This is a genomic window from Agromyces aureus (assembly GCF_001660485.1).
GTDB classification, from domain to species: domain Bacteria; phylum Actinomycetota; class Actinomycetes; order Actinomycetales; family Microbacteriaceae; genus Agromyces; species Agromyces aureus.
Map to the genome: position 1 here is coordinate 4,062,305 of NZ_CP013979.1, position 15,069 is coordinate 4,077,373.

Annotated in this window: 16 protein-coding genes; 8 read left to right on the plus strand and 8 right to left on the minus strand. The window is 70.9% G+C overall.

The genetic code is table 11. From position 1 onward, the window contains the following. Positions 1 to 150: 150 nt before the first annotated feature. Positions 151 to 1,491 (plus strand): serine hydrolase domain-containing protein, encoded by a 1,341-nt coding sequence (locus tag ATC03_RS18175; protein ID WP_227820163.1) that lies wholly within the window; start codon positions 151 to 153, stop codon positions 1,489 to 1,491. Positions 1,492 to 1,577: 86 nt separating this feature from the next. On the opposite strand, the gene ATC03_RS18180 is transcribed toward ATC03_RS18175, so the two are convergent. The 5 genes from ATC03_RS18180 to ATC03_RS18195 form a co-directional block, all read right to left on the minus strand. Beyond that, complete coding sequence (locus ATC03_RS18180) at positions 1,578 to 3,287, minus strand: family 43 glycosylhydrolase (protein WP_067880262.1); 1,710 nt, start codon at positions 3,285 to 3,287, stop codon at positions 1,578 to 1,580. A 221-nt stretch (positions 3,288 to 3,508) separates the two neighbouring features. Next, on the minus strand, positions 3,509 to 3,646 hold the full coding sequence (locus ATC03_RS20765) for a hypothetical protein (RefSeq protein ID WP_169829228.1): 138 nt from the start codon (positions 3,644 to 3,646) through the stop codon (positions 3,509 to 3,511). Then, on the minus strand, positions 3,639 to 4,310 hold the full coding sequence (locus ATC03_RS18185) for a VOC family protein (RefSeq protein WP_067880265.1): 672 nt from the start codon (positions 4,308 to 4,310) through the stop codon (positions 3,639 to 3,641). Before ATC03_RS18185 ends, ATC03_RS20765 begins: the two co-directional genes overlap by 8 nt. A gap of 162 nt (positions 4,311 to 4,472) precedes the next feature. After that, on the minus strand, positions 4,473 to 4,946 hold the full coding sequence (locus tag ATC03_RS18190) for an anthrone oxygenase family protein (protein WP_067880268.1): 474 nt from the start codon (positions 4,944 to 4,946) through the stop codon (positions 4,473 to 4,475). A 16-nt stretch (positions 4,947 to 4,962) separates the two neighbouring features. Further along, a complete protein-coding gene (locus tag ATC03_RS18195; protein ID WP_067880271.1) occupies positions 4,963 to 5,832 on the minus strand; it encodes an NmrA family NAD(P)-binding protein in 870 nt (289 codons plus the stop codon). A gap of 160 nt (positions 5,833 to 5,992) precedes the next feature. Here ATC03_RS18195 and ATC03_RS18200 point away from each other — a divergent pair, with 160 nt between their 5' ends. After that, a complete protein-coding gene (locus ATC03_RS18200) occupies positions 5,993 to 6,961 on the plus strand; it encodes an AraC family transcriptional regulator (RefSeq protein WP_067880274.1) in 969 nt (322 codons plus the stop codon). Positions 6,962 to 7,052: 91 nt separating this feature from the next. Here ATC03_RS18200 and ATC03_RS18205 read toward each other — a convergent pair whose 3' ends face one another. Next, positions 7,053 to 7,754, minus strand: a complete 702-nt coding sequence (locus ATC03_RS18205) for an alpha/beta fold hydrolase (RefSeq protein WP_067880277.1) — start codon at positions 7,752 to 7,754, stop codon at positions 7,053 to 7,055. Between the two features lie 50 nt (positions 7,755 to 7,804). Here ATC03_RS18205 and ATC03_RS18210 point away from each other — a divergent pair, with 50 nt between their 5' ends. Then, positions 7,805 to 8,212 carry a helix-turn-helix transcriptional regulator gene (locus ATC03_RS18210; protein ID WP_067880280.1) on the plus strand — a complete coding sequence of 136 codons (408 nt, stop codon included), beginning with the start codon at positions 7,805 to 7,807 and terminating at the stop codon, positions 8,210 to 8,212. A gap of 198 nt (positions 8,213 to 8,410) precedes the next feature. On the opposite strand, the gene soxR is transcribed toward ATC03_RS18210, so the two are convergent. Continuing rightward, positions 8,411 to 8,851: a redox-sensitive transcriptional activator SoxR gene (gene soxR, locus ATC03_RS18215; RefSeq protein ID WP_067880283.1), complete on the minus strand. Its 441-nt coding sequence runs from the start codon at positions 8,849 to 8,851 to the stop codon at positions 8,411 to 8,413. A gap of 115 nt (positions 8,852 to 8,966) precedes the next feature. On the opposite strand from soxR, the gene ATC03_RS18220 reads away from it, so the two are divergent. The 5 genes from ATC03_RS18220 (at position 8,967) to ATC03_RS18240 (ending at position 14,028) form a co-directional block, all read left to right on the plus strand. Further along, positions 8,967 to 10,460, plus strand: coding sequence for an MFS transporter (locus ATC03_RS18220; protein ID WP_084003607.1), 1,494 nt, complete (start codon positions 8,967 to 8,969; stop codon positions 10,458 to 10,460). A 95-nt stretch (positions 10,461 to 10,555) separates the two neighbouring features. Continuing rightward, positions 10,556 to 12,220, plus strand: coding sequence for an FAD-dependent oxidoreductase (locus ATC03_RS18225; protein ID WP_067880285.1), 1,665 nt, complete (start codon positions 10,556 to 10,558; stop codon positions 12,218 to 12,220). Next, entirely contained in the window at positions 12,217 to 12,609 is a 393-nt protein-coding gene (locus tag ATC03_RS18230; protein ID WP_084003608.1) for a UBP-type zinc finger domain-containing protein, read from the plus strand. Before ATC03_RS18225 ends, ATC03_RS18230 begins: the two co-directional genes overlap by 4 nt. Before the next feature lie 145 nt (positions 12,610 to 12,754). Next, positions 12,755 to 13,552, plus strand: coding sequence for an HAD-IIA family hydrolase (locus tag ATC03_RS18235; RefSeq protein ID WP_067880288.1), 798 nt, complete (start codon positions 12,755 to 12,757; stop codon positions 13,550 to 13,552). A 23-nt stretch (positions 13,553 to 13,575) separates the two neighbouring features. Beyond that, positions 13,576 to 14,028, plus strand: a complete 453-nt coding sequence (locus tag ATC03_RS18240; protein ID WP_067880291.1) for a hypothetical protein — start codon at positions 13,576 to 13,578, stop codon at positions 14,026 to 14,028. Between the two features lie 100 nt (positions 14,029 to 14,128). Here the strand turns inward: ATC03_RS18240 and ATC03_RS18245 are convergent, their stop codons facing one another. Next, positions 14,129 to 15,061, minus strand: coding sequence for a nucleoside hydrolase (locus ATC03_RS18245; RefSeq protein ID WP_067880292.1), 933 nt, complete (start codon positions 15,059 to 15,061; stop codon positions 14,129 to 14,131). Positions 15,062 to 15,069 lie beyond the last annotated feature (8 nt).

The window sequence follows — 15,069 nt, forward strand, 5'->3', positions numbered from 1 at the left end:
GGGGGTGACGCCCGACGGCGCGGCTCACGCCGAGGTGGCTTCGACGCCGTGAGGTCGAACCGATCCCGCCGCACCGCGTCGAACCTCACTCGGGCGAGCCGATCCCGATCTCGATGCGGGTTTCGGCCGCAACTTTGCTAGCATCCCGCGGTGCGCATTCTCCGCCGGACAATGGTCGTCCTCCTCGTCATCGTGCTCGTTCTCGTGGCGGGGGTCGTCGCCGTCTACTGGTGGCAGCGGCCGATGCTGCTCACGGGCACCGGGTACGCGGCGCACAACGCATGCGCCGTCACCGAGGTGGGCGGGCGCGAGGACCCCGCCGCCGACCTGCCGCCGAACCCGCTCGTGCCCTACCTGCGCTACGCCACCGACGATGGGGAGACCACCGGCTCGCTCCTCGGCGTGCTCGCGGCGCAGCACGCCTGGTACACCGACGGCTTCGGCTGCACGCTCGACGGCGAGCGCCCCGACCTCGGCACCGCGACGCCCGTGATCTCCGACGGCAACCCGTTCACGAACGCCGCGACGCCGATCGCCGACCCCGCGCTCGATGCGGCGGTCGCGCACGCGTTCGGCGACGACCTTCCGCCCAGCGTGGCCGAGTCGCTCGGCACTCGCGCCGTGGTGATCGCGAAGGGCGGCGTGCTCGTCGCCGAGCGCTACGCCGAGGGCTTCGACGCCACGACGCCGCAGCTCGGCTGGTCGATGTCCAAGAGCGCGACCGAGCTCATGACGGGCATGCTCGTGCAGCAGGGCGTCGTGTCGCTCGACGACGACCACCTGCGCCCCGAGTGGACCGACGAACGCGCCGACATCACCGTCGAGCAGCTGCTTCGCATGACGAGCGGCCTCCAGTGGGACGAGACCTACGACCTCGGCACGCCGATCACCCAGATGCTGTACGGCGAGCGCGACATGGGCGCCTACGTCGCGGGCCTGCCCCTCGAGAGCACGCCCGGCACCGTGCAGGAGTACTCGAGCGGCAGCACGACGCTGCTCTGCTCGGTGCTCGCCGAACGCACGGGCCTCGGTGCCGACCTGCCCCGTCAGCAGCTGCTCGCGCCCCTCGGGCTGTCCTCCGGCATCTTCGAACCGGATGCCGCGGGCACGCCGGTGTGCTCCTCGTACCTCTGGGCGACGCCCCGTGATTGGACCGCACTCGGCCAGTTCGCCCTGCAGAACGGCGAGTGGAACGGCGAGCAGCTGCTGCCCGTCGACTGGATGGAGCAGACGCTCACCGTCGCCGACGTCACCACGACCGACGACCCCGGCTACGGCATGGCCTGGCGCATCAACGTGATGCCCGACGGCAGCCTCCGCTGGCCGAACCTGCCGCCCGACACGTTCTACGCCTCCGGCCACGACGGCCAGAAGGTCATCGTCGTGCCGTCGGAGGACCTGGTCGTCACCCGTCTCGGCTTCACCCCCGAGGCCGACGACGAGCCCTCCGAGGTGCAGCTCGTGGCCGACGCGATCGCCGCGCTCGGCTGAGCCGGCGCGCCGCGATGCGCGGTTCGCCCATCCGGAGCTCGCACCGGGCGCTCGGGCGCTCGGGCGCTCGGTGCGAGCGGGCGGAATCAGCGCTTGGTGATCACCACATCGTCGAGCGAGAGCCACTTGCCGGCGGCGCCATTGGCGTAGAAGCCGAACCGCACCTTCTCACTGCTCACGTCGAAGTCGAGGCTCACCGTCGTCCAAGAGTTCGCAGCAGTGTTGACCGTCGCGTGCTGTTCGCCGACACCGTGGTTCTTCACGAACAGGTAGGCGTCGTTGAATCCACCGCTGCCCTTCATCTTGAAGCTGATGCGGTACGAGCCACGTTCCAGCCCGACCTCCTGCGCCACCGACGCGCTGAATGCCGTCGCGCCCTGGAACTTCAGCTGGCGATCGTCTGCGGCATCGGTCCGCTCCTGGACCTTGACCGCCGCGGTCGTCCCCGACACGATCCACCGAGGCACGAACCGGTACGCCGTGGCTGGGTCGTAGGTCGCCGAGTCGGCGAGCGCCGGAATATACGTCTCGAAGGGCGCTCCTTGGCCGAAGCCGCCGTTAGCCACCGGGTTCCAGCTGAGCGTGCCGGCCGCGGCGTTCACATCGACCTGGGTCGCGCCGTGCAGGGTCGGAACGCCGGCCGCGTCGAACGTGACCGGGTACCAGGCGTTCCGGCCGATGCCGGCCGGCGCGGGGTCCTTGCCTCCGAAGAACTGCGAGTACCGGTCGCCGTTGTACAGGTACGACGTGGTCGTTCCGTCGGTGCTCGTCACCGGGAAGACCTGCTCGAACTGTGTGCCGTACGAGCGGACCAGATCGTTGCCCGACCCCTCCTTCACCGGGTTGGTCGTCATTTTCGTCCACGTCCTCCCCGTCCAGTTCGTCGGGTCGGTGCTCGTGCGGTAATAGGTGTCGGTGCCGTCCCAATACCGCTTCTTCGAGGCGAACATGTAATAGGTCGACCCGATTTTCGTGATCGCCGGCGCCTCGTACTCGGCCACCGTGTCGTCGTGAGTGTGCGGCAGGATCGTGCGCCAGTCCGCGCTCAACGGCGCCACGCGGACACCCTCGACGTTCCTCCAAGTCTTGCTGTCGCCCACGTAGACGAGGTACGCGTTCGCACCGTCGACGTAGAGGCTGCCGTCGCCTCGGGTCAGTCCGTCGGGGTCGGACGAGGTCACGTCGACGTATTGCTTCTGGAGGTAGGTGAACTCTCCCTCGATGCCGGTGGTGCTCTCGAAGAAGCCCGTCGCATTTCCGAGCCCGCCGGCAGTGCTGGTGCGGTTTCCACCGACTTCGAGGGTCAGGATGAATCGGCCGTCGGGGTGGCGCGCCAGCTGCGGGCGTCCGAGCCATTTCCCTGCCGTCAGGTCGCCGGCGGGGTCACCGCCGGGGACCGGGCTCTGGGCGTTCGGGACGTCCGCCGTGCCGTCATCATCGAGGTCGTTGTCCCACTGGGTCACCAGCGCGCGGACGAACTCCCAGTTCTCGAGATCGGTCGACTTGTAGAGGTTGACCGCCTTCGCCGGCGCGACCGGCGCAGAACCCTTCGGATCCATCGCCGTGCCGACCCAGTAGTAGGTCGGTCCGACCTTCAGGACGTTCCCGCCCTGAGCTTTGATGGGGTTGCCCTGGGTGTCGTGCCAGACGGTGTCATTGTTGATGGCGGTGTTGGCAACCGCGGTCACCGCCGGCTCGGCCGTCGCGGGCGTGAGACCGATGGCGACGGATCCGACAGCGACGCCGATCGCTCCGACGATCGCTGCAAGGCGGACAGTACTGGTTCGAGACTTCATGAAACTCCTTCGTTCCGGTGAAGAACATGTTGGCCGAACAGCAACGCAATTGCAAAATCTTTGCTGCTGTCTCGAACAGTTGCTTCTCTGGTGCAAAAGAGTTCGGCACGGAGTCTGTGCTCCCTCGCGTCGTTCTACGCCCCGTTGCCTCGTAGCGAGCGGGATCACCGTTGAACCGGCGCCCGACCGCGAGGCCTACCGGCTGAACATCGCGAACAGAGCTAGGCGGGTTCGGTCACGCGCACCAGACCGCAGTTCACGCACGACCACGCCACGAGGAAGCGCTCGTCGTCGAGGATCTCGAACGAGAGCGGGTCGCCGCAGGTCGGGCAGTCCGGTCGCGGCGCCGGCTCAGCCATCGGTGTCGGGCCAGGCGGCGATGTCCACGCCGTGGTTCTCGGGCGACGCGAGCGACCACCAGTCGGGGGCGTGCGAGTCGTCGACGAGTCGGCCTCCCACGGCGAGCGCGGCATCCACTCGCGCTCGGGCGTGATCCGCCGGCACGAAGACGTCGAAGTGCGTGCGGCCACGCGAGGGGGCGTCGCCGGCGATGGGGTTGAACGCGAGCTGCGGGCCACTCCGCAGCGGGTCGACGGCATCCGTATCACCGAGCGGGTCGTAGCCGAGCGCAGCGAGGAAGAACGGGCGCGCGTCGGCCTGCGAATGCTGCGCGACGTAGATGCCGACCGACTGCACGAGCGACGGATCGGCGGTCAGCCCCAGTTCGGCCGCCGCCTCGGACACGGCCGCGGCGAACCCGGCCGCCGCCGCGGGGATGCCGTCGAAGCTCCGGTCGGGGATGCGCACCACGACCCCCTCCGGCCGCACGTCGACGTCGGGCAGGACACCGAACAGCTCCGCCGCGGCGACCGTCGGGGCGACGAGGCCTGCCGCCTGCGAGAGGGAGGTCGCGGTGAAGACGGCCTGCGGCCCGGTGGCCGTGACCCGCCAGTCCGTGACGCCGGGCGCCTGATGGAAGGCGGCCGGGGTGATCCATTCCGTTCCGCTCGTCGATTCGACCACGGGAACTCCTTCGCTCGCTGTCGAGCCCCGCACCGTCGAGGAACGGGACCTCACGCGGCCACCACGGTACTCGGATGTCGCGACGCCCCGCCAGTGCAGTCGGTCCGGATGCCGCGGGCCTCAACCTGCGGCATCCGGAACCGCCTGGTAGGTCGCCGCCCGTCACACGGCGAACACGAGCAGCACGAATGCCGCGATGCTGGTCGCGGCGCGCACGTGGTTCCACCGGTTCCATCGTTGCTCGAAACGGTCGCGGGCATCCGCCCGCTGTCGCGCGTCGTCGCTCGGAGCGGCGTCGAGCGCGTTGTTCAGCGGCACGTTGACGAGTGCCGTCACCGCGAAGGCGAACAGCGCGAGCACCAGACCGGCGACGACGAAGGCCGAAGAGCTCTGGCTCGGTGCGGCGAGGTGCAGCGCCGTGGCTGCCGCGGTCGCGAGCGGAGCTCCCAGGAACACGACCATGAACACCGGATTGACGATGCGCCGGTTGATGGCGCGGAACACGGTGAGGTACGTCAGGTCGTCGACGCGGCGCAGGCCGGGGCTGACGCCGCAGCTGAAGGCGAGGAACACCCCCGCGAGGAGTCCGTTGCCGACGATCGCGGCGATCAACGTCGCATCTGAGAAGCCGTTCATGTGGGGACTCCTTCGATCAGGCGGCGGCCGGGCCGGCGATGAGACCGGCGATGGTGGCCTCGATGGGGGTGTCGACGTGCACGGCGCGATCTCCGCGGGGGGCCAGCAGACCCTGCTCGTCGGCGCGGGACAGCTCGGCGAGGCTCTCGGCCACGTGCGGTCGGTAGCCCGCCTCGATCAGTTCGGGCGCCCATGCGTCCTCGGGGAGCACGACGACCTCGAGTTCTCGGTTCAGCGCCGCCCCGAGCACGGCGGCCACCTGTCGTTCGGAGTACGCGGGCCCGAGCACGTCGATCGAGGTGCTCGCCGTGTCGGGCGACAGCAGCGCACGCGCGGCGGTCGCGCCGAGGTCGCGGGTCGCCGCCATCGGGAGCGGAACATCGGCCGACGCGGCGAAGACCGGGTAGACCCCACCCCGAGCGGCCTCGATCAGGTCGCCGACCTTCTCCTGGAAGTGCCCGGACCGGAGCGCGGTCAGCACGGTGCCGGTCCCCCGCAGCGCCTGTTCCATGCGGTACAGGCCCGCGATCGGCCCGGTGCCCTCGGGGAGGTCTGCGCCGCCCGACGAGAGCAGCACGACGTGCGGGATCCCGCTGTCGGCGACGGCGCCGGCGACCGAGCTCGCGAGCGCCTCGGCATAGGCGCCGAGGTCGTCGACCGTGAGGTCGAAGGGCATCATGACGAAGAGCCCGTCGCAACCGGTGATCGCGTCGCGCAGCGCGGCACGATCACCGAGGTCGGCCACTCGGGACTCTGCGCCCCGCCTGATCCATTCCTCGCCTCGTTCGCGGTCTCGAACGAGCACCCGCACGTCGGAACCGCTCGCGATGAGCTCGTGCGCCGTCGCCGACCCCACCCGCCCGGTTGCTCCAGCTACTGCATACATCGTGGTTCTCCTCTTGTTGGTGTTCGGTGTTCGGTGTTCGCTTCACTGATCCGACGATAAGAGCCAGCGACGGGCGTATCCATGTCGTTCTCTCTGCATTTCTTGCTCATTCGTCCTGTTCGACGCGACGTTCACTCGGCACCTGAGGCACGATGGGGGAATGGATGCGACACCATGGGCGGGCCGCGACCGCGTCGCCAGAGTTCTGCAGACGCTCCGGATGCGCGGGGTGTTCTACTGCCGGTCGGAGCTCACCGAGCCCTGGGGCCTCGAGATGCCGGCCGTCGCCGACTCGGTGAGCTTCCACGTGCCGACCGTCGGTTCGTGCTGGCTCAGCGTCGACGGCGCGCCACCCGTCGAACTGCGTGCCGGAGATCTCGCCCTCGTGCCGCACGGCCGCGGGCACGAGATCCTGAGTTCGCCCGACATCCGGAGGCCACCGCGAGTCGACCTGCTCCCCCAGCATTTCGTCGGACCGCACTACTCCGTGCTCGAGCACGGCGGCGGCGGACGAACGACCAGGCTCATCTGCGGGGTCGTCGCGTTCGACGACCCCGCAGCCCGAGAACTCGTGCGCGGCCTGCCGCGCACGCTGACCGTGCGTGGCGACGACCCCGTGATGGCGTCGTCGATCCGCGACACGCTGCGCCTCCTGGCCGATGAACTGACCCGCTCGCAGCCCGGCGCCGAAGCCGTCGCCACGCGCCTCTCCGACATCCTCGTGGTGCAGGCGATCCGCGCGTGGCTCGCGAACGAGCCGGCCGAGCGCGACGGCTGGCTGCGGGCCCTCCAAGACGATCGGATCGGCAGCGCGCTCGAGGCGATGCACGCCGACCCCGGGGGCGACTGGAGCCTCGAGCGACTCGCACGCACCGCCACGATGTCGAGGTCGGCGTTCAGCGCGCGCTTCACCGGCATCGTGGGCGAGGCCCCGATGGCCTACCTCACCCGCTGGCGCATGAACCTCGCGGCCAACCGTCTGCGCGAAGACCGTGCGACCGTCGCGCAGGTGGCCGCCGACGTCGGCTACCAGTCGGAGGCGGCGTTCACCCGCGCGTTCGCCCGCACCATCGGCGTGACCCCGGGCGTGGTGCGACGGAGAGCGCAGACCGAGCCAGACACCGACTGAGCCAGACACCGACTGAGCCCGCGTTCACCGCTTCGGTCGTGAACCGTCGGGCCGCCTTCCGCGCGTCGGGCGAGCTCCGACGCGCGCGGCGTCAGGTCGTCGCGGTGTTCGGGGCCGGAGCGAGCGCGTCGCTGACCGCCGCGGCGACCGCCTCGGGGTTGGTGAGCATGGGCAGGTGTCCGTCGTCGAGTCGAATGGTCTGATGAGGGGCGAGCCGTTCGGCGAACCGGTCCTGGAGTGCGGGCGGGAGTTCGGCGTCGTTCGCGGACACGAGGTAGCGCCTGACGGTCGCGGCGCGCAGCGCCTCGTTCGAGCCGACCCGCGACGTGAAGTACGTTCTCGGCTCGGGAACGAGGTCGGCGACCAGCCGTCGCGTGGTCTCCTCGTCGACATCCGCCGCCAGGCCCTTGCGAACGGCGGACTCGGGCGGGCGGGTGCCGGCCACGCGCAGCACGGCGGGCAGGACGATCTTCTGCGGGAACGGCAGCGAGGAGACGAACGATCCGCCCGTGGCCGGGATCACCGCGGCGACGGCGACGACTCCGGTCATCCGGGCCGGGGGCGCCAGGCGGGCGAGCTCGGTCGCGACGACCCCGCCCGCGGAGTGCGCGACGACGAGGAACGGCCCGGGCGGCAGCGCGTCGATCGCAGACCGGGCGTAGTCGGAGACGGTCGCGTTCGGCTGCACAGGTCGAGGTGCGATGACGGACGTGGTGGTCAGGCGTGCGCGGACGTCGTCCCACAGCCAGTCGGGGAGGCCGGCGCCGGGCAGAATCAGAACGGTTGTGGTCATACGAGAAATGCTAGAAAGAGAAGCCGACTAGCAGGAGACGGGTATTCGACATGGCGTTCTCGAAGTCCACCGACCCGCACCTGACGTTGCGTCGCATCGAACGACAGCATGCCCTGATCGAGGAACTGCGCCGACGACGCGGCGCGCCGCGATCGGCCGAGGCGCTCGCCGACGCCCTGGGCGTGACGGCGCGCACCGTCGAGCGCGATGTGGCGCGCATGCGCGAGAGCGGCATCCCGATCCGCGTGCAGCGCGGCCCCGGTGGCGGATATCTCTTCGACGTTCGATCGCAGCTCGAACCGGTCGCGCTCGAGCCCGACGAGGTCGCAGCGCTGCTCGTCGCACTGGTCGCGCTCGGACCCACCGCGACCGAGTCGGCCCGATCGAGCATGCACAAGCTCACGGCCGCCCTCGTCGACTCGGCGCAGGCCGCCGTGCAACCGCGATCCATTCATTGAACCCCTCGGCGCACATCCACGTGCTCGAAGACGCAGGCCTCGTCGCGACCGAGAAGGTCGGTCGCACGCGTCAGTTCGCGTACCTCGAGCAGCACTCCTGATCCTCCGCGCCCGAGCGTCAGAGCGCCATCCCCTTGCCGACCGCTCGCCTCGCCGAAGGCGCCGGCGCCGGCGCCGGCGCCGGCGCCGGCTCAACCCTCAGATGCGGCGCGGCCCCGGGCCGTCATCGCCGAGCGCGTCTTCGGGGTTGAGCAGGCGGCAGGCCTTGAGCGAGAGGCATCCGCAGCCGATGCAGCCGGTGAGCTCGCGCTGCAGGTGGTCGAGCTGCGTGCGGCGCACCTCGAGCTGCGCTCGCCAGAGCTGCGCGACGCGGCGCCAGTCGCGCTGCGAGGGCGGGTCGTCGAGCGGCAGGCTCTGGAACACCTCCTGCACGTCGCTCAGCGGGATGCCGAGCCGCTTCGCGACCACGATGAGCGAGATCCGCCGCAGCATGTGCCGGCGGTACCTGCGCTGGTTGCCCGTCGTGCGCGTGGACGCGATCAGGCCCAACTGCTCGTAGAAGTGCAGAGCGGATGCCGCGACGCCGGTGCGCCGCGTCACCTCGCCGATCGCGAGCAGATCGTCGGGTTCCAGCGACATCCGCACCTCCTCTTGACCTCAAGTTTACTCGAGGTATTAGCGTGACGACAGACCCCGGGAGACGGGGCTGCGGCGGCGACCGACGCCCCGCACGACGCGCGAAGGACGACGCCCAATGACCCAGACCCCAGTGCGCATCGACCGGGCCGGGAGCTGGCGCGAGCTGCTCGGCAGCCGGTACGCCCCGATCGCCTCCGTACTCGCCGGCGGCGTGCTGCTCGAGGCGAGCAACGTGTACCTCACCACGAGCCTGCTGCCCACGATCGTCGGAGAGATCGGCGGCGCCGAGTTCTACGCGTGGACGATGACCACCTTCCTGCTGGCGTCGGTGGTCAGCTCGATGCTCGTGAGCCGGATCCTCACCCGGCACGGCGCCGTACGCGCCTACCTCCTGGCGCTCGGGCTCTTCGGCCTCGGCTCGGTGCTCTGCGCGGCCAGCCCGTGGATGGCGGCGCTGCTGTTCGGGCGCGCGGTGCAGGGTCTCGGCGGCGGGCTGCTCGCGGGCCTCGGCTACGCGCTCATCCAGCGCGCACTCCCCAAGCGGCTGTGGGCCCGAGCCGCAGCGCTCGTCTCGGCGATGTGGGGCGTCGGCAACATCGTCGGCCCGGTCGTGGGCGGCGTGTTCGCCCAGCTCGACGCGTGGCGCTCGACGTTCCTCGGGCTCGCCGTCGTCTCGATCCTGATCGGCGTCGTCGCGGTCAGGTCGCTGCCGAGAACCGCGCGCAGCCGCACGAGCGCTCCGGTGCCGGCCGCATCGCTCCTGCTGCTCGCCGGCGGCGTGTGCGCCGTGGGCATCGCGAGCGTGCTTCCCTCGGAGGCCGGCACCGCGATCGCGGTCGTCGTGGGCCTCGCGCTCGTCGCCTGGTTCCTCCGGCACGAGCGTCGCAGCGGCAACGGCATCCTCCCCCGCGTCACCTTCGCCGCCGGCTCGTCGCTCGGGTGGGTGTACCTGACCGTCGCGGTGCTGGCGTTCGCGATCGGCACCGAGGCGTTCATTCCGCTGTTCGGCCAGGAGATCGGCGGCCTGAGCCCGTTCGTCGCCGGACTCCTGGGCGCCGCGCTGTCGCTCGGCTGGTCGGTGACGCAGATGTTCACCGCGAACGCGGCCGGCATCCGCTCCCGACGCGCGCTCATCACCGTCGGGCCGCTCGTCGTCGCGAGCGGACTGGCGGCCTACGGCCTGCTCCAGCACGACGCGCCGTCGACCATGGTCGTCGCGCTGTGGTTCATCACCCTGTTCGCGGCGGGCGCCGGCATCGGGCTCGGGTTCCCGCACCTGACCGTGACCGCACTCGGCAGCACCGACGACGAGGAGGAGGGGGCGAAGGCGGCAGCCGCCGTGAACACCGTCTTCATCATCGCGAGCGCCTTCAGCGCGGCCTTCGCCGGGGTACTGGTCAATCTCGCCGCACCGGACCACGTCGCCTCGGCCCAACTGCTCATGCTCGTGTTCGCCGGCGTCACCGCGCTCGGCGTGTTCGTCGCGCGCGGGGCCAGTCGAGGCATCGGCCTCCGGACCGTTGCGGACGACGAGACGGATGGCGACGGCTCGGACGGCTACGCGCCCGACGGCACCGACCCCGGCCCGACCGGGTCGAGCGCCGCCTGATCGCGACCCGAGAACGGCCGCCCGCGGCATCCGCTCGCCGTTCGGATCTCGAACCGACCCTCCCGGGAACGGCCGACGTCGTGCACGATGGAGACATGGGAGCCGCAGGAACCCGAACAGTCCCCGAACCGACCGACGAGCAGTGGGAACGGATGCTGCGCTACGGCGCGCCGACCCGAACCGAGACGGGCGACGTACTGTTCGCCGCGGGCGACCGCTGGTACGACCTCGTGCTCGTCGAGTCGGGCGCCGTCGACATCGTGCGCGAGCCGCTGAAGTGGATCGAGGAGACGCGCATCGCCACGCTCGGCCCCCGGTCGTTCGCGGGCGAGCTCGGGCTGCTCAACGGGCAGCGCGCGTTCCTCACGGCGCGCGTCTCGGAACCCGGCCTCGTGCACCGCATCGACCACGAGGCGCTGCAGCGCATGATGGCCGAGGACGACGAGCTGTGCGACCTCATGCTCCGCACCCTGTGGGCCAGGCGCGAGCAGCTGCGTCGGGGCCCGGCCGCGTGGACCCTGAAGATCATCGGCTCCGGCCGTTCGCGCGACGCGGTGGCGCTGCGGCGATACGCCGAGCGCCTCGACCTCGTGCACACGTGGGCCGATGTCGACGACCCCGAGGTCGCGACCGCCTATGCGAAGCACGGATTCTCGCACGACGACCTGCCCGTCGCGATCGTGCAGGGCGAGAACCTGCCGAACGCGACCCCCGGCGAGCTCGCCGAGGTGCTCGGGCTCGCCTACGCGGCCGAGGACGACGCGACCGTCGACCTCGCGGTGGTCGGCGCTGGGCCTGCCGGGCTCGCCGCCGCGATCTACGGCGCCTCCGAGGGGCTGCAGACCGTGCTGCTCGACGCGGTCGCGCCCGGCGGCCAGTCGTCGGCGACCTCGCGCATCGAGAACTACCTCGGCTTCCCGTTCGGGGTCAGTGGCGACGAGCTCACGGCGCAGGCGTCGCTGCAGGCGATCAAGTTCGGTGTGCACGTCATCGCGCCGTGCGAGGCCGTGCGCCTCGATCCGGGTGCCGGCCTGCTCGAACTCACCCTGGCCGACGGCGCCGTCGTGCGGGCGCGGGCCATCGTCGTCACGACGGGCGTCGCGTACCGGTCGCTCGACCTCGATCGCTGGAAGGAGTTCGAGGGCGCGGGCATCCACTACGCGGCCTCGACGCTCGAGCTGCGGCAGGTCGCCGGGGGCGAGGTCGTGGTCGTGGGCGGGGCGAACTCGGCCGGGCAGGCGGCGCTCGCCCTCGCAGCCAGCGGATGCCGCGTGCGGCTCGTCGTGCGCGCCGACGACCTCGGGCGGCAGATGTCGAGCTACCTCGTCGACCGCATCACCGAAGACGTGCGCATCGACGTGCACACCGGCACCCGGGTGACCCGGCTCGACGGCGGAGGCGTGCTCGAGCGCGTCACGCTCACGGGCTCGGGTGCGGGTGGTGGCGCTACTGAGCAGACCGTCGACTGCCGCGGCCTCTTCTGCTTCATCGGCGCCGAGCCCGCGACCGAGTGGCTGGGTGCCCTCGAACGCGACGAGGGCGGGTTCCTGCACACGGGCGCCGATGTCGTCGGCCTCGGCGACGACTGGCGCGCGCTCGGCCGCATGCCGCTGCCGTTCGAGACCTCGGTTCCGCGGGTCTTCGCCGCGGGCGACGTGCGTCGCGGCTCGATGAAACGCGTGGCCGCCGCCGTGGGCGAGGGGTCGAGCGCGGTCGCCTCGGTGCACCGGGCGCTCGCCGCTGCGGAGGTGTTCGCATGAGCGGCATCGGGCGCGAGTTCGGCCGCGACGCCGGGCCCGAGTTCGACGACGAGTCCGGCGACGCGCGTGCCCCCGCACCCACGGGCGCCGGCTGCACCGACTGCATCGACGACGGCGGATGGTGGTTCCACCTGCGCCGCTGCGTCGACTGCGGCAACGTCGGATGCTGCGACTCCTCGATCGAGCAGCACGCCCGTCGCCACTCCGAGTCGACCGGTCACCGCGTCGCGACGTCGTTCGAGCCGGGCGAGCACTGGTTCTGGGACTACGTCGACGAGCGGGCCGCCGCCGCCGTGCCGCTCAGCCCGCCGTTCTCCCGCCCCGAGGGCCAGCCGGCGCCCGGCCCAGAAGGGCGTGTGCCCGAAGGCTGGCGCGAACTCCTGCACTGAGCCGCGCCGGTCGCGCATTCGGCGAGCGGATGTCTCGGGGCGGCGGATGCCTCGGGGCGGCGGATGTCTCGGGCGGCCGCCCGCGGCATCCGCTCGCCTTCCGCTCGTCACCACTCCGTGACCTCGGCGGCATAGTGTTGAGCGCATGGGACGACGCGAAGAAGTCGAGTGCTGGCTGACCGACATGGACGGCGTGCTCGTGCACGAGAACCACGCACTGCCCGGTGCCGCTGAACTGCTGCAGCAGTGGGAGGACGCCGGCACGCCCTACCTCGTGCTCACGAACAACTCCATCTTCACCGCGCGCGACCTGTCGGCGCGGCTGCGTTCGAGCGGCCTCAACGTGCCTGAAGAGCGCATCTGGACCTCGGCCCTCGCGACCGCCGACTTCCTGAAGTCGCAACTGCCGGGCGGCACCGCGTTCGTGATCGGCGAGGCCGGCATCACGACGGCGCTGCACGAGGCCGGCTTCATCATGACCGAGACCGACCCCGACTACGTGGTCGTCGGCGAGACGCGCAACTACTCGTTCGACGCGATCACCAAGGCGATCCGCCTGATCGGCGCCGGCGCGCGCTTCATCGTCACGAACCCCGACGCGACCGGCCCGTCGAAGGACGGCCCGATGCCGGCGACCGGCGCCGTCGCAGCCCTCATCACGAAGGCGACCGGCATGGAGCCGTACGTGGTCGGCAAGCCGAACCCGATGATGTTCCGCTCGGCGCTCAACAAGATCGGCGCGCACTCCGAGAACACGGCCATGATCGGCGACCGCATGGACACCGACATCGTCGCCGGCATCGAAGCCGGCCTGCACACGATCCTCGTGCTGACGGGCATCAGCGACCAGGCCGAGATCCAGAAGTACCCGTTCCGGCCCGACGAGATCCTCACGGGCGTGCACGAGTTGCTCCGCTCGGAGCCGGCCGAGACCGAGCTGTGAAGGATATCCCCGAGGAGGACGGCATGATCGAACTCACCGACATCGACCTCGACGAAGACGGCGAGCTCAGCGCCGTCGTCTCGCTGCCTGGCGATCGTCAGGCCGCAGTGCTCTTCGCGCTCGACGACGACGAGCGGTTCGACGCCACCGAGATGCTCGCGATCACGCAGCGCGCGCTCGTGCCGCTCACCGGCGAGGTGCTCGACAACCTCGAAGACGAGATCGTGCACGAACTCGTCGACTCCGACTTCGAGGGCGACGCCGACACTCCCGAGGCGTCCGACTACGCGCTCCTCGCCGGCGAGCTCGACCTGCAGGGCGCGATCGTGTCGAGCGATGCGACCCTCGTGCTCGTGTACGACGCACCCTCGCAGTATCCGGGCCTCGCGATCTACGCCGAGCTCGACGATGCGCTCGCGATCGAGGTGCTGAGCGTGGCCGAGACCGACGACGACGAGGTCGAGCAGCTCGACTGACCGTGCACGGCCGCGACGGCCGCTTGGCGGCGCCGAACCTCGGCTCGCATCGACGGGACCCGCCGGTCAGCCGAGTCCGCTGGTCAGGCGAGTCCGCTGGTCAGGCGAGACGCGAGACGGCGTCGGTGAGGCCCGCCCAGAACCGGTCGACGTCGAGGCCGACCGCGACCCAGGCGTTCGGCTCGCGCCCGAGCATGCCGTCGAAGTCGACGCTCGTCGCCCCGGTGGTCTCGGTGCCGACGAGCTCGATGTCGAGGCGGGTGCGCCGCAGCTCGACGACGCCCGGGTCGGCGAGCACGGCGACCGCGACCGGGTCATGCAGCGGCCCATCGGGCATGCCGAACACCTCGTCGTTCGTTCGGCAGAAGAACTCGAGCAGTTCGTCGCCGAATGCCGAGGTGCGCGTGCCGACATCGGCGAGCCGGGCCCGCACGGCCGGCGTCACGAGCGCCAGGTGGGTCACGTTGAGCCCGACCATCGTGAAGCGGATGCCGCTGCGCAGCACCAGGTCGAGCGCCTCGGGGTCGACGAGGGCGTTGAACTCGGCATACGGGGTCGCGTTGCCTCGCTCGGTCGAGCCGCCCATCCAGACGACCTCGCGGATGCGCGGCACGAGGTCGGGCCGCGCGCGGATCAGGGCGGCGACGTTCGTGATCGGCCCGGTCGCGATGATCGCGACGGGCTCGTCCGAGGCCTCGAGCACGTCGGACATCAGCTCGGTCGCCGTGCGAGGGTCGAGCGGTACGGTCGGTTCGGGCAGCGCAGGCCCGCCGAGGCCGTTCTCGCCGTGGATCCACTCCGCCGTCACGAGCGGGCGCTCGAGCGGACCCGAGGCACCGGCCGCGACCGGCACGTCGACAACGCCCGCGACCGAGAGCACGATGCGCGCGTTGCGGCTCGTGTGCTCGATCGGCACGTTGCCGCCCACCGTGGTCACGGCGCGCAGGTCGAGCGCCGGGTGCCCGGCGGCGAGCCACAGGGCGAAGACGTCGTCGTGACCGGGGTCGCAGTCGACGATGACCGGGATGCTCATGCCCGCGT

Excerpts from the sequence above, each read along its gene's own strand:
- ATC03_RS18205 (WP_067880277.1), bottom strand. The coding sequence starts at position 7,754 with ATGACCACAACCGTTCTGATTCTGCCCGGCGCCGGCCTCCCCGACTGG.
- ATC03_RS18230 (WP_084003608.1), top strand. The coding sequence starts at position 12,217 with ATGAGCGGCATCGGGCGCGAGTTCGGCCGCGACGCCGGGCCCGAGTTC.
- ATC03_RS18195 (WP_067880271.1), bottom strand. The coding sequence starts at position 5,832 with ATGTATGCAGTAGCTGGAGCAACCGGGCGGGTGGGGTCGGCGACGGCG.
- ATC03_RS18220 (WP_084003607.1), top strand. The coding sequence starts at position 8,967 with ATGACCCAGACCCCAGTGCGCATCGACCGGGCCGGGAGCTGGCGCGAG.
- ATC03_RS18225 (WP_067880285.1), top strand. The coding sequence starts at position 10,556 with ATGGGAGCCGCAGGAACCCGAACAGTCCCCGAACCGACCGACGAGCAG.
- soxR (WP_067880283.1), bottom strand. The coding sequence starts at position 8,851 with ATGTCGCTGGAACCCGACGATCTGCTCGCGATCGGCGAGGTGACGCGG.
- ATC03_RS18180 (WP_067880262.1), bottom strand. The coding sequence starts at position 3,287 with ATGAAGTCTCGAACCAGTACTGTCCGCCTTGCAGCGATCGTCGGAGCG.
- ATC03_RS20765 (WP_169829228.1), bottom strand. The coding sequence starts at position 3,646 with ATGGCTGAGCCGGCGCCGCGACCGGACTGCCCGACCTGCGGCGACCCG.
- ATC03_RS18240 (WP_067880291.1), top strand. The coding sequence starts at position 13,576 with ATGATCGAACTCACCGACATCGACCTCGACGAAGACGGCGAGCTCAGC.
- ATC03_RS18200 (WP_067880274.1), top strand. The coding sequence starts at position 5,993 with ATGGATGCGACACCATGGGCGGGCCGCGACCGCGTCGCCAGAGTTCTG.
- ATC03_RS18210 (WP_067880280.1), top strand. The coding sequence starts at position 7,805 with ATGGCGTTCTCGAAGTCCACCGACCCGCACCTGACGTTGCGTCGCATC.
- ATC03_RS18235 (WP_067880288.1), top strand. The coding sequence starts at position 12,755 with ATGGGACGACGCGAAGAAGTCGAGTGCTGGCTGACCGACATGGACGGC.
- ATC03_RS18245 (WP_067880292.1), bottom strand. The coding sequence starts at position 15,061 with ATGAGCATCCCGGTCATCGTCGACTGCGACCCCGGTCACGACGACGTC.
- ATC03_RS18190 (WP_067880268.1), bottom strand. The coding sequence starts at position 4,946 with ATGAACGGCTTCTCAGATGCGACGTTGATCGCCGCGATCGTCGGCAAC.